Raw genomic sequence first — 12,877 nt, forward strand, 5'->3', positions numbered from 1 at the left:
GTGACATGTCGAACCGCCTGAAGGCCGCGACCAGTCCGTACCTGCTGCAGCACGCCGAGAACCCGGTGGACTGGTGGCCCTGGGGCGAGGAGGCGCTGGCCGAGGCGAAACGGCGGAACGTGCCGATCCTGCTTTCGGTCGGCTACGCGGCCTGCCACTGGTGCCATGTCATGGCGCACGAGTCCTTCGAGGACGAAGCCACCGCGACGCTGATGAACGCGAACTTCGTCAACATCAAGGTGGACCGCGAGGAGCGCCCGGACATCGACTCGGTGTACATGGCGGCCACGCAGGCGATGACCGGTCAGGGCGGCTGGCCGATGACGTGTTTCCTGACGCCGGAAGGGGAGCCGTTCCATTGCGGCACCTACTATCCGCCGTCGCCGCGGCCCGGGATGCCGTCGTTCTCGCAGCTGCTCGTCGCGGTCGCCGAGGCCTGGGGCGAGCGGCCGGGCGAGCTGCGTTCCGGCGCCCGGCAGATCATCGCCCATCTCACGGAGAAGAGCGGGCCGCTACCCGAGTCCGTTGTGGACGGTGCGGCGCTGGACGCCGCGGTCGCCACGCTGCGCAAGGAGTTCGACACCGGGAACGGCGGATTCGGGGGAGCGCCGAAGTTCCCGCCGACGATGGCGTTGAACTTCCTGCTCCGTCACCACGAGCGCACCGGCGCCGACCTCGCCATGGTCGAGCACACCGCCGAGGCGATGGCGCTGGGCGGATTGAACGACCAGCTCGCGGGTGGGTTCGCGAGGTACTCGGTCGACGCGGGCTGGGAAGTGCCGCATTTCGAGAAGATGCTGTACGACAACGGTTTGCTCCTGCGGTTCTATGCGCAGTTCCACGGCGTGACCGGGCACGAGTACGCGCGGCGCGCGGTCGAAGAGACCGCGGAGTTCCTGCTGCGCGACCTCGGGACGGCCGAGGGCGGTTTCGCCGCGTCGCTCGACGCGGACACCGATGGCGTCGAAGGGCTCACCTATGTTTGGATGCCCGCGCAGCTCGCCGAAGTGCTCGGCGAGGAGGACGGTGCTTGGGCGGCCGAGCTGTTCCAGGTGACCGAGCAGGGCAACTTCGAGCATGGCGCCTCGACGCTGCGGCTGTGCGAACCGCATCCAGAGGACGAAACGCGTTATGAGCGGGTCCGCCGCGCGTTGCTGGCCGCGCGGAACGAGCGCCCCCAGCCCGCCCGCGACGACAAGGTGATCGCCGCTTGGAACGGGCTCGCGATCGGCGCGCTCGCCAAAGCGGGCTCACGGCTCGATCGTCCACAGTGGATCGAAGCGGCGGCTCGCGCGGCGGCTTTCCTGATGGACACCCATTTCGTGGCCGGACGCCTGCGCCGGACCTCCCGCGACGGCGTCGTCGGTACGACGGCGGGGGTACTGGAGGACTACGCGTGCCTCGCCGAAGGGCTGCTCGAACTCCACCAGGCGACGGGCGAACCGCGATGGCTCGCCGACGCCATCACCTTGCTGGACCTCGCGTTGACCCATTTCGGCGTCCCGGACTCGACGGGTGCCTACTACGACACCGCCGACGACGCGGAAGTCCTGGTGCAGCGGCCTTCCGACCCGACCGACAACGCGAGCCCGTCGGGAGCCTCGGCCTTGGCGAACGCCTTGCTGACCGCGTCCGTGCTGGCCGGGCACGACCGGGTGGGCCGCTACCGCGAGGCGGCCGAGCAGGCGCTCGCCCGGGCGGGACGGCTCGCCGCCCACGCGCCGCGGTTCGCCGGGCACTGGCTCACCGTGGCCGAAGCGGCCGCCGCCGGGCCGGTGCAGGTCGCCGTCGTCGGCCCGGATGCCGCTTCACGCGCGGATCTGCTGGCCGCGGCCGTCGCGTCGTTGCCGGACGGCGCCGTCGTCGTGGGCGGGACCCCGGATGCCGAAGGGGTGCCGCTGCTGGCCGATCGGCCGCTGGTCGACGGCGTCGCCGCCGCGTACGTGTGCCGCGGATACGTGTGCGAGCGGCCCGTCACCACCGCCGAGGAACTGCGGTCTCAGCTCACCAGTCCCATGCCATAGGGGCGAAGGCGCCGCCGCCGGTCTGCGGCGCGCCTGCCGGTTTCACGGTGACCTGCGGCTTCGGCTTCGGTTTCGGGGTGGGTTTCGGCGGCTTCGTGGTGCTGGACGGCGGGACTCCCGTCACCGTGAACGTCCGGGTCGACTTGCGTCCGTCGGTGCAGTTGAGCGTCGCGACGTACTTGCCGGGCTTCTTCACCACGTGCCCGTATCCGCCGTATTTCCCGAAGTTCCCGCCGATGGTCCAGCCGATCGGCTCGGCGAGCCCCGGAGAGGTCACCGGGCCCTTCGGGACACAACCGCCTGCGCCTGCCCTCGTTTCGGCGTAGATCTGCTCGCCAGGCCCGAGCGGGGTCGGGCCGAGATACCAGCTGGGATCGGTGGTCGCGGCGGCCGGCGCGACCACCGCGAGCTGGGCGGCTCCGAGCACGAGAGCGCCGATCATGACCTTCTTCAGCATGAGGTTCCCCTTCCTCGTCGGCTGCTGGTGGGAACACGTCCGCGCAGGTCATCTGGTTGCCCCGGGTTTTCGCCGGGGGAGAACACGCGTGAGTCTCGCCTGTTCCGGGCGTAGCGTCGGTAGCGTTGTAATCATGTAATCGAGGAGGCGGGTCAGATGGGACGCGGAAGCTGGAAAGGCCGGGGCGGCTGGCAGCAGGCGGACATCCCGGCGGCGGACGACGCGGCCGCGTGGTTCGGCGGCAGGCTCCCCGAAGGCTGGTTCACCGGTGACCCCGAGGTCACGGTGGATCGCGAAGAGATCGTCATCGTCGGCGAACTCCAGCCGCTCACCGGTGAGTACGCCGACGACGCGGCCCGCGCGGCGGCCGAGGACGGCCGGATCAGCCGGTTCCGCGAGGAGACCCGCGACGAGCGGATCGAGATCGCGCGCCAGGCGGAGCACCGTTATCAGCGCAAGGTCGCGTGGGGCGCGAGCCTCGGCGGCACACGGCATCTGTTCACCACGCATTCGGCGCCGGTCATGACCAGGCTGCGGCAGCCGGAACGCCTGGTGCTCGACACCCTCGTCGACGCGGGCGTCGCCCGGTCGCGGTCGGAGGCGCTCGCCTGGGCGGTCCGGCTGGTCGGGGAGCACGCGGACGCCTGGCTCGCCGAGCTTCGGGAGGCGATGACCAAGGTCGACGATCTCCGCTCACAGGGACCGGATCTTTCCTGAGGCAGGGGTCCGCCCGTAGAGTCGGGATTCCGCCGTCTTCACCGAAGTCCTCTTGCGAAAGAAGGCGTCATGGACGGCAGATTCTCCCGGCGTTGGCTGATCAAGGGCGGTCTCGTGGTGGCCGCGAGCCCACTGCTCGCGCCCACCGCCTCGGCGGCCCCGGCCCTTCCCTGGCCCGCGGCCGAAGACATCGTCGCGCGGACGAAACGGCCGGTCTTCCCGGACCGGACGTTCTCGGTGCTCGGCTTCGGCGCCAAGGGTGACGGGAAGACCGACAACACCGCAGCGATCAGGAAGGCGATCGAGACGGCCAACGCGCGCGGCGGCGGACGCGTCGTCGTGCCGAAGGGCACCTTCGTCACCGGTGCGGTGTACCTCAAGAGCAACGTGGACCTGCATCTCGCGGCGGGCGCCGTGCTCGCTTTCGGTTCCGACGCCTCGAAGTTCCCGAACGTGCTCACCCGCTACGAGGGCATCGAGTGCGTGAACCGGTCGCCGATGATCTACGCGTACCGGGAATCCAACATCGCGGTGACCGGGAAGGGCACCCTCGACGCGGCGGGCACGGCGTCCTGGAACAAGGGCAAGGATCGCGAGTACCTGGAATCGTTGGTGGCCAAGGGAATTCCGCCCGAGCGGCGGATCGTCCCCGGCTCCGGGCACGCCATGCGCTCCACGTTCGTCGAGCCGTATTCGTGCGACACCGTGCTGATCGAAGGGATCACGCTGAAGAACCCGATGTTCTGGCAGCTGCATCCGACGCTCTGCCGGAACGTCACGATCGACGGCGTCCGCACGGACGCGAGCACCGCGCATTCCAACACCGACGCCTGCGATCCGGAGTCCTGCGACCACGTCGTGATCGTGAACTCCCACCTCGGCGCGCACGACGACAACATCGCGCTGAAATCGGGCCGGGACGCCGATGGCCGCAGGATCGGCGTGCCGTGCCAGAACATCGTCGTCGCGAACTGCGTGATGGACGGCAACTGGGGCGCGATCACCTGCGGCAGCGAACAGACCGGCGGCATCCGGAACGTCTACGCGCACAAGCTCACCGTCACCGGCGAGACGAAGTACGGGCTGTACGTCAAGTCGAACACGTTGCGCGGCGGATTCACCGAGAACGTCAATCTTGACAGCGTCTCCGGCACGTTCGTCCGCTCGGTCGTGTACGTGCTGCCTGACTACAACGGACAGACGGGCGCGTACGTCCCCCGGTTCGGGCCGTTCACCCTCAGCCGTTCGACCGGTACGAAATGCGGGCAGGCGGCGTTCAACGTCCGAGGGTTGCCCAACTCACACGTTCGGGGGCTGCGGGTGAGCGATTGCCGCTTCGACGGCGTCGCGAACACGGAGAACACCCTGAAACACGTCGACGACCTGCGGTTCGAGAACACGACGATCAACGGGGAACCGGTCTGATTCGTCCTGCGCTTCCCGATGCGGTGCGGCAGGCTGAACGCAGACCGCACCGCATCGGAGGAATCGTGGACACACCAGGACTTCCCGCGAAGATCGACCCGGACGTGCTGACCACCGTCCTCGATGGACGGTGGGCCGAGCTTCGCCGCGCGGTGCGCGCGCAGATGGCCGCGGAGGTCTTCGAAGACCCTGTCGACGTCGACACCGAAACGCATCGGGCCCAGGTGCTCGAATGGCTGCGGCTGCTCGCCCGCACCGACCGGCCGGGGCTCGGCTTCGACCCGGCGTACGGCGGTGGCGGAGACGTCGGCGGCGCGTTGACGTCGTTCGAGATGCTGGGCTTCGGCGATCTCTCGCTGATGGTGAAGGCCGGTGTCCAATGGGGCCTGTTCGGCGGAGCGGTGCAGCTGCTCGGCACCGAACGCCACCACGAGCGGTATCTGCGCGACATCAAGGATCTGGAGCTGCTGGGCTGTTTCGCGATGACCGAGCACGGGCACGGCTCGGACGTCCAGCATCTGCGCACCACCGCGACCTACGACCCGGCGACGCGCGAGTTCGTCGTGCACACGCCGGACCGGGACGCGATGAAGGAGTACATCGGCAACGCCGCCCGCGACGGCGAACTGGCCGTGGTGTTCGCGCAGCTGATCACCGGTGGCGAGTCACGCGGGGTGCACGCGTTCCTGGTGCCGATCCGCGGCGAGAAGGCGTGCGGCGTCGAGATCGAGGACTGCGGCCGCAAGGCGGGCCTCAACGGCGTCGACAACGGACGGCTCACGTTCGGCCAAGTGCGGATTCCGCGCGAGGCGCTGCTCAACCGCTTCGGTGACGTCGCCGAGGACGGGACGTACACGAGCCCGATCGAAAGCGACGGCCGCCGGTTCTTCACGATGCTCGGCACGCTCATCCGCGGCCGGGTCAGCGTCGCGGGCAGCGCCGGCAGCGCGACGAAACGCGCGCTGGCGCTGGCCATCCGCTACGGCGAGCAGCGGCGGCAGTTCGCGCGGCCCGGCGGCGAGGAGGTCGTGATCCTCGACTACCGCGCCCACCAGCGGAAACTGCTGCCCGCGCTGGCGACGTCGTATGCCCTGCACTTCGCGCAGGAAGGGCTCGTCTCGAAGCTGCACGACATCCCCGAGGACGCGCCGGAAGAGGAGCAGCGAGAGCTGGAATCGCGCGCCGCCGGCATCAAGGCCGTCTCGACCTGGCACGCGACGGCGACCATCCAGGCGGCCCGGGAGGCATGTGGCGGCTCCGGCTATCTCTCGGAGAACCTGCTCGCCGGGCTGAAGGCGGACACGGACGTCTTCACCACCTTCGAGGGTGACAACACCGTGCTGCTGCAGCTGGTCGCGAAGGGTTTGCTGACCAGCTACAAGGACCACTTCGAGGATCTCAGCCCGCTCGCGACCGCGCGGTTCGTGGCGGAGCAGCTCGTCGAGGCCGTGATCGAACGGACGTCCGCGCGCAAGGTCGTCGAGCGGCTCACCGAAGCCGACGACGGCGACGTGCTCTACTCGCGCGAATGGCACCTGAAGCTGTTCGAAGACCGCGAAGAGCACGTCCTCGGCGGCGTCGCGCAGCGTCTGCGTAAAGCGGGTTCGGACCCCTTCGGCGTCTTTAACGGCGCGCAGGACCACGTGCTGCGCGCCGGACGAGCGCACGTCGACCGGGTGGTGCTGGAAGCGTTCGTCGACGCCATCGAACGCTGTGCCGACGCGGAGGCCCGCGAGCTGCTGGAGCGGGTCTGCGACCTCTACGCGCTCGCGAACATCGAGGCGGATCGCGGCTGGTTCCTCGAACACGGACGCCTGACGTCCGGGCGCTCGAAGGCCGTCACCGCCGAGGTGAACGCGCTGTGCGCCGACCTGCGCCCGCACGCGCGGACCCTCGTGGACGCCTTCGCTATCCCCGAGCCGTACCTAGCGGCTCCGATGCTGCGGGACTGACCTCGGCGCGCTGCTCGGCGAGCTCGGCCCGCAACGCCTTGACCTCGCGGGTCAGCTCGTCGAGATGCTCGCGGGTCACGGCCTGCGCGTTCTCGTCGGCCTCGGTCACCCGGCGGATCAGCCACGACGCGAGCGTCGCGGTGACCACACCGAGCAGGGCGATCCCGGCCACCATGAGCCCGACCGCGACGATCCGGCCGGTGCCGCTGACGGGATAGCGGTCGCCGTAGCCGACCGTGGTGATCGTCGTGATCGACCACCACACCGCGTCCGGGAAGTCGGTGATCGGCGCGTCCGGCGCGGCGCGCTCGGCGTCGAGCACGGCGAGCGCCGAACAGAACACGATGAGCGCCGTCGCGCCCACCGTGTAGACCACGACGCGGCCGCGCAGCGACAGGCCGGCATTGCGGTTGAGGACGTTGAGCACCGTGACCAGCCGCAGCAGACGCAGCTGCCGGATCAGCGGGAGCACGATGATCAACAGGTCGAAGACGTTGTTCTTCAGGAAGACCCGTTTGTCCTCGGCGTGCTTGAGGCGGACGGCGTAGTCGAGGGCGAAGACCGCCCACGCGAGCCAGGTGACGACCTCGCACCAGACCCGCCCGGTGTGCCCGAGCGAAGGCTGGAGGATCGGCCAGGCGTACGCGGCCAGGAACAGTACGGCGGCGGCGTTGAGCGGCCACTCCATCCGCTTTTCCCACATCGAACGTCTCCTCACCTGGCCTTTCCCAGGTGCGTACGTTAAGCGATGTCGAGGGCCGTTCCATAGAGTTTGTCGGTTTTGAGGGTGATGTAGAGCCTTCGCTCGGCCGCGATGGTCGCGAGGAACTCCGCCTCGTCGTCGGGTTTCTGCCGCTGCGCCGCCAGGTATTCGAGGCCTGCCGTGTCGCCGGGTGTCCGGGTGACTTCGGAGAGTTCCGCTTTCCCTTCCGCGACGGCGAAACTCCAGTGATCGGCGCTGGAGACGTAGAGCGAGGCGGTCGGGTTGATGCGGAGCTGCTTGACCTTCAGACGGTCTTCGGTCGTGCTGATCCGGACCTCGCGCGTCTCCGGGTCCCACGTGTAGACGACGGTGGAGAGATGCGGGCGGCCGTCACGCTTGACGGTCGCGAGGGCGCCGAAGGTGTGTCCGGCGAGGAAGTCGCTGAGGGCCGCGTCGTCGAGGCGGCGGGGCGGTGCGTTCTTGGCCATGCGGTGATCATGGCTGGCACGGCGAGGGCGCGGAAGAAGGCACTTTCTTGTGCCAGAGGGAACACGCTTGTGTCCGTCCTGGTCAGGGGACCACGTGAACACGCACGTACTTGACGTACGTGACGTACTTGGGCAGACTGGTTACGACTTATCGGGAGGCCCCTGTGTCCGCTCTGCACTACGACAGCTACACCGAAGCTCGCGCGCACCTGAAGGATCTGTTGGATGCCGCGGAAAAAGGCCGTGTCGCCACGGTTCGGCGTGACTCGGTCCAGGCTGCCGTCGTGGACGTCGAGCGTCTGCGCTACTTCCTCGCGTCGCTTCTGCCCGCGTCCGCCCAGGTCGTAGCCGAGGATGGCGGCTGGTCCGTGTTCATCCCGGGCTTGCCGGTTGCGGCGGACGGTGCCACTTTCGACGAGGCGCTGATCGAGATGGTCGACGCTTTGCGGGAGTACGCGGAAGACTGGCAGTCGCGGCTGCTGGACGCTCCGAACCACCGTGACAACTGGGGTCTGGTCCAGTTGATCAGCCTGAGTGACGATGATCAACTTCGTGACTGGCTGGCAGGTACCGCGCGGTGAACTGGCCACAACCCACGCGCAAGGACCACGAATCTTTCTGCCAGATCGAGGAGTGGCGCCGAGTTCGCGACGCCCGCGGCCGGACGGGCACGCATCACGTCACCTACGAACTCGGCCTCGTGGACGGCCGTATCCTGCGGACCCGGATCTCGCATCCGGTGGACCGGACCGGGTACGGCAAGAGCATCTGGAAGCACATCCTTCGCGACCAGCTCGACGTCGACGAGCCGTGCTTCTGGTCGTGCGTGCAGGACGGCGTCAAACCCGACCGTGGGCTTCCCGTGCCGCAGGCTGAAGCCCTCCCGGCCGACCTCGTGCACCTGCTGCTTTCCCGGGTCGGCCTCGCTGAGGCCGATGTGGCGGCCATGACCAAGGCCGAGGCCATTTCGAGGCTTCAGCAGTTCTGGACCGAGAACCCTTGATTCTTGGCTGGAGTACAGGGGCAGCCAGATCATGACGAACCGAATCGTCACGCGCATTGCCTCTTATGGAATTCGAAACTCGTAGCTGTCCAGGGACAAGTTTGTTACGGTTCCAGTCTGGTCGGCGTCGGTCGATTCAGATATCGCCGTGTCGGCATTGTTGCACTGGGCTAGGCGTAACGGATGCTGTTTTTCTTATGTTAAGCGGCGTGACATAGTGGATATGAAGCGCTCTCGTGATGCTGTCTACGGGTATGGCCAGAACCTGACCTAAGCGGCTGTAACGAGGCGAAGTCGTCGACCGATTCTGCCTGAAACGAAGAGGTAAATCGGCTGGAATGCGGATGGGTTATGGTGAAGAAGCGGCGAAAAGGTGAGGATTTCAAGGGTAAGGCGAAGGCGAAAGATGGCGTCCTTCTCTACCATGACATGGCTGTTTACGAAAATTTTGAACGATGTGCCCATCGGCTCTTTAGTATTGTTCGGTCGGCGCAGCGGGCGAAGCCGAATGCGCCGAGATATCTGCATCTTAGAATTCAAGGTCACAAGAACAGCAAGGGCGGCTATGATCACGATGCGTGGGAGATAGTTCAGAACTTCATCCTTGGTTATCTCGGGCCGTACTTGACTGTTATTAGTACTCCGATAGCCAAAATCGAAAACGGTAAAAGGCAGCGCAACGATCTTCCAGAGCGCCTTGATATTGCCTATCCTGACGGCGATGACAGCTTCTGGTATGACGTTGACTTATTACCTGTCAAGCCGAGAGAAGTAATCGACGATAGTCGAAAGTCGGCTCCGTCGAAGGAGGCGATTGCTGACTATCTGGGAATGGGTGATGATCCATGCTGTCTAATATGTTGGAGTAGGCCGGCCGAACGGGCGCATGTTGTTCCAGTTTCGCTGGGTGGCTCCATGAATGTTCGTAACTTTGCCCTTTTGTGCAAGAGTCATCATCGTGAAGCTCCCGATATTGCAGACGCCGAGGGCTTCTGGGCTTGGGTTGACTATGCGGAAATGCGAGACTCTGGAAGCAAGTGGGAAAATGCCCCTGATGAGGTGAAGGAGAGTGCCTCGGCTCTTGGGTCAAGGGTAGAAAAGGTTGATAGATCCGAGCTGGACTTTGTCAGCGCGATCAAATTTGAGCTAAGTCACCTCTATGGCTGGGAGGATGTCGACTTCTCCAGGTTTTCATGGAAGTTGCACGAGGAATATCGTAGAGTGCTGGATGCTGCCACTGGAAAGCACTTCGGTATCGATAAAAAAGTATCAACACATGCGTGGGCTTATGATGTGGCTCTATATAGGATTGATCGAAACAAGGAATCGCGCTTTAGGCGGCGGAAGAAGGTTCTGTTGTTTGACAGAATTCCGTCCGGAGAGGGCAGTGATCGCGTGGCGATTATCGGTTGATCTTTGATCCGACGAGGTGTGTGGAGGCGCGCTGGGTGTCGGTCCGAGTCGGCTCTTCTTGTCGGCTCGGCGATTGTACGCAGATGCTGTCGGTACCTCGATCACGCTGACGGGGGTGCATCCGGAGACGATTTGATCAAGGTCGATCTTGATGAGCCGCCGTTCCGGTGGGGTGGGTCCGGGTTGGGCGTCTGGCCGGTGGCTCTCAAGCGAAGCAGGACTGCTCTGCTCCAACTCGCGCGTGCGGTATTTGATCTCTGCAACATCCGGCGCCCCTGCTTCCGAGTAGCCACGAGCGGACGAGGACGGCGGTCGGGAGCCTGAGAAAAGGACCAGGCCGTCGCCGGGCAGCGTGACGGCCTGGCGGCGGCCTGGGAGAGATCCAGAAGGGTAAAAGCCCAGCTAGGCGTACATGGCCAGCCAGATCGCGATGTAGTGCGAAACCGCGGCCAGAACCGTGCAGGCGTGGAAGTACTCGTGGTACCCGAAGGTGTCCGGGAAGTGGTTCGGCCACTTCACCGCGTAGAACACCGCGCCCAGCGTGTAGAACAGGCCGCCGACGCAGAGCAGCACGAGCGCCGCGACGCCGGCGTGCGTGGCCAGTTCGGGCAGGACGAAGACGGCGACCCAGCCCAGTGCGATGTAGATCGGCACGCCCAGCCAGCGTGGCGCGTTCGGCCACAGCATCTTCAGGGTGACGCCGCCGATCGCGCCGCCCCACACGATCGCGAGCACGATGTACCCGGTCGGCTGGGACATGGCCAGAAGGGTGAACGGCGTGTAGGTGCCGGCGATGAACAGGAAGATCATCGAATGGTCGGCGCGCTTCATCCATTCGTATGCTCGTGGGCTCCACAAGCGACGGTGGTACAGCGCGCTGACGCCGAAAACGCCGAGGACGGTCAGGCCGTAGACCGAAGTGGACAAAGCGGCGATACCAGACACAGTGGACGCCGCGAGGCTGATGAGGGTCGCTGCTCCGGCGACAGCGCCGAAGAAGGACCAGAAGTGGATGTGCCCACGCAATCGAGGACGCGTGTCCACCACGGGCGCGGGGCCGGACGGCTGGGGTTCGGTCGCTACGCTCACTCACTCAGGTTACGGTATCGTAGGTTTTTCGCCAGTCTCCGTGGCGCGTCCCACTGGGGCCCGCGGGGTGACTAGTCTCCACTGGCGTGAGTCTTCGGTCCTTCTTGTCAGACGTCGTGTACAGCGCCTACGGCAGGCGCCTGATCCAGCAGGCCAAGGGGCGCCATCCACGCCACATCGCCATCATGCTGGACGGCAACCGCCGCTGGGCGCGCGAAGCGGGCTTCACGGACGTCGCCGACGGCCACCGGGCCGGCGCCAAGAAGATCGCCGATTTCCTGAGCTGGTGCAACGAGGCCGACGTCGAGGTCGTCACGATGTGGCTGCTTTCGACGGACAACCTCGGGCGCGCGGCCGAGGAGCTCAGCCCCCTGCTGAAGATCATCACCGACGTCACCGACGAACTCGCCGCGCCGCACACGCCCTGGCGGCTCCGCATCGTGGGAGCCCTCGACTTGCTGCCGCCTGAGGTCGCGAAGGCCCTCAGCGCGGCCGCGGAGCGCACTGAAGGGCGCTCCGGGATGGAGGTCAACGTCGCGGTCGGTTACGGAGGACGTCAGGAGATCGCCGACGCGGTCCGCAAACTCCTCCTCCAGCACGCCGACGAGGGCACCTCGATCCGCGAGCTCGCGAAGATCCTGGACGTCGACCATATTTCCGAACACATGTACACCTCGGGTCAGCCCGATCCGGATCTGATTATCCGCACCTCGGGTGAGCAGCGGCTTTCCGGATTCCTGCTCTGGCAATCGGCGCATTCGGAATTCTGGTTCACCGAAGCGTATTGGCCCGCATTCCGGCGCGTCGATTTTCTCCGCGCGATGCGCGATTACGCGTGGCGGCACCGGCGCTTCGGTTCCTGACCGGTGACATGACGAAGGCCCCGGCGTGCACTCCGGGGCCTTCGACGTCGTCACTGAAGATCAGTGGTGGTGGTGCTCCAGCGAGTGGAGGACCAGGGCCGGGGTGGTGGCGATGCCCGTGTAGGCGCCCGCGACCAGCGAAGCGGCACCGTAGCCCAGCGCGCCGCCACCCTCGATGAAGGTGTTGTAGGCGTCGCCGAACGTGGGGTCCGGGGTGCCGGAGGTGTCACCAGTGGCGGCGAACGCGGTCCCGCCGACCATCATGATGCCCGCGGCGACGGCGGAAACGAAACCAGCCTTCTTCAGCACTTCGCACACTCCTTGGTAGAGATATTCAGGGATCGGGGGCACCGAAATCCGGTGGGGGTGTCCCGCAGTGAGAAAATTACTCGCTATTCAGGAGTTGTGACCGTCGCGTAAGCCCATTGTGTGAGCCCGAAAAGGCGCGTTTCACTCGGTCCGGTTCTCTGTCTCGGGCACAAAATGCGACCCGCTACCAAGCGTGGTAGAACCCTCGATCCCATCAGGTGAACGCCCTGCGTCGCGTTAATCCATCCGGGTCGCATCGACGAGCGTCCCTGAATGGAGATCATCACTACGGACCGTGATGGTGACCAGGCGTTGATGTCACGCGACCGACAGTGAGATGACGGTTTGGCGAATCACCGTGGTGGCTGCCTGCGCGATCGGCCGGACGCAGGTACCTTCCGGAAGTGAGGGTTCGCGTCCCATGCGGACTCTCG

The 12,877-nt window shown here is 66.0% G+C and carries 13 protein-coding genes; 8 read left to right on the forward strand and 5 right to left on the reverse strand.

From position 1 onward, the window contains the following. The first annotated feature begins 5 nt into the window (after positions 1-5). On the forward strand, positions 6-2,024 hold the full coding sequence (locus tag ACSMFO_RS10490; RefSeq protein ID WP_436458291.1) for a thioredoxin domain-containing protein: 2,019 nt from the start codon (positions 6-8) through the stop codon (positions 2,022-2,024). Here ACSMFO_RS10490 and ACSMFO_RS10495 read toward each other — a convergent pair. Next, on the reverse strand, positions 2,005-2,481 hold the full coding sequence (locus ACSMFO_RS10495) for a hypothetical protein (RefSeq protein ID WP_436458293.1): 477 nt from the start codon (positions 2,479-2,481) through the stop codon (positions 2,005-2,007). The genes ACSMFO_RS10490 and ACSMFO_RS10495 overlap by 20 nt on opposite strands. Before the next feature lie 156 nt (positions 2,482-2,637). On the opposite strand from ACSMFO_RS10495, the gene ACSMFO_RS10500 reads away from it, so the two are divergent. The 3 genes from ACSMFO_RS10500 to ACSMFO_RS10510 all read left to right on the forward strand — a co-directional run bounded on the left by ACSMFO_RS10500 (position 2,638) and on the right by ACSMFO_RS10510 (position 6,575). After that, a complete protein-coding gene (locus ACSMFO_RS10500; RefSeq protein ID WP_038508390.1) occupies positions 2,638-3,198 on the forward strand; it encodes a hypothetical protein in 561 nt (186 codons plus the stop codon). A gap of 69 nt (positions 3,199-3,267) precedes the next feature. Then, the gene (locus ACSMFO_RS10505) at positions 3,268-4,623 is read left to right on the forward strand and encodes a glycoside hydrolase family 28 protein (protein ID WP_436458294.1); all 1,356 of its coding nucleotides are present in this window, start codon (positions 3,268-3,270) and stop codon (positions 4,621-4,623) included. Positions 4,624-4,688: 65 nt separating this feature from the next. Further along, positions 4,689-6,575 (forward strand): acyl-CoA dehydrogenase family protein, encoded by a 1,887-nt coding sequence (locus ACSMFO_RS10510; RefSeq protein WP_436458296.1) that lies wholly within the window; start codon positions 4,689-4,691, stop codon positions 6,573-6,575. Here the strand turns inward: ACSMFO_RS10510 and ACSMFO_RS10515 are convergent. Together ACSMFO_RS10515 and ACSMFO_RS10520 are read right to left on the reverse strand one after the other, a co-directional pair. Then, a complete protein-coding gene (locus ACSMFO_RS10515) occupies positions 6,532-7,278 on the reverse strand; it encodes a potassium channel family protein (protein ID WP_073844811.1) in 747 nt (248 codons plus the stop codon). The genes ACSMFO_RS10510 and ACSMFO_RS10515 overlap by 44 nt on opposite strands. Positions 7,279-7,316: 38 nt before the next feature. Then, positions 7,317-7,766, reverse strand: a complete 450-nt coding sequence (locus ACSMFO_RS10520) for a TIGR03618 family F420-dependent PPOX class oxidoreductase (protein ID WP_436458297.1) — start codon at positions 7,764-7,766, stop codon at positions 7,317-7,319. 164 nt (positions 7,767-7,930) lie between these two features. On the opposite strand from ACSMFO_RS10520, the gene ACSMFO_RS10525 reads away from it, so the two are divergent. The 3 genes from ACSMFO_RS10525 to ACSMFO_RS10535 all read left to right on the forward strand — a co-directional run bounded on the left by ACSMFO_RS10525 (position 7,931) and on the right by ACSMFO_RS10535 (position 10,182). Next, positions 7,931-8,347: a prevent-host-death protein gene (locus tag ACSMFO_RS10525; RefSeq protein ID WP_038508402.1), complete on the forward strand. Its 417-nt coding sequence runs from the start codon at positions 7,931-7,933 to the stop codon at positions 8,345-8,347. Beyond that, on the forward strand, positions 8,344-8,769 hold the full coding sequence (locus ACSMFO_RS10530; protein ID WP_436458299.1) for a cytotoxic translational repressor of toxin-antitoxin stability system: 426 nt from the start codon (positions 8,344-8,346) through the stop codon (positions 8,767-8,769). Before ACSMFO_RS10525 ends, ACSMFO_RS10530 begins: the two co-directional genes overlap by 4 nt. A gap of 351 nt (positions 8,770-9,120) precedes the next feature. After that, positions 9,121-10,182 (forward strand): HNH endonuclease signature motif containing protein, encoded by a 1,062-nt coding sequence (locus tag ACSMFO_RS10535; RefSeq protein WP_436458300.1) that lies wholly within the window; start codon positions 9,121-9,123, stop codon positions 10,180-10,182. 402 nt (positions 10,183-10,584) lie between these two features. On the opposite strand, the gene trhA is transcribed toward ACSMFO_RS10535, so the two are convergent. Then, positions 10,585-11,226 (reverse strand): PAQR family membrane homeostasis protein TrhA, encoded by a 642-nt coding sequence (trhA, locus tag ACSMFO_RS10540; protein WP_037342457.1) that lies wholly within the window; start codon positions 11,224-11,226, stop codon positions 10,585-10,587. A gap of 131 nt (positions 11,227-11,357) precedes the next feature. Here trhA and ACSMFO_RS10545 point away from each other — a divergent pair, with 131 nt between their 5' ends. Next, a complete protein-coding gene (locus tag ACSMFO_RS10545) occupies positions 11,358-12,134 on the forward strand; it encodes an isoprenyl transferase (protein ID WP_037306485.1) in 777 nt (258 codons plus the stop codon). A gap of 60 nt (positions 12,135-12,194) precedes the next feature. On the opposite strand, the gene ACSMFO_RS10550 is transcribed toward ACSMFO_RS10545, so the two are convergent. Then, positions 12,195-12,443, reverse strand: coding sequence for a hypothetical protein (locus tag ACSMFO_RS10550; RefSeq protein WP_038508407.1), 249 nt, complete (start codon positions 12,441-12,443; stop codon positions 12,195-12,197). Positions 12,444-12,877 lie beyond the last annotated feature (434 nt).

Origin of the sequence: Amycolatopsis sp. w19 (genome assembly GCF_051373225.1) — a bacterium.
Classification (GTDB): Bacteria; Actinomycetota; Actinomycetes; order Mycobacteriales; family Pseudonocardiaceae; genus Amycolatopsis; species Amycolatopsis japonica.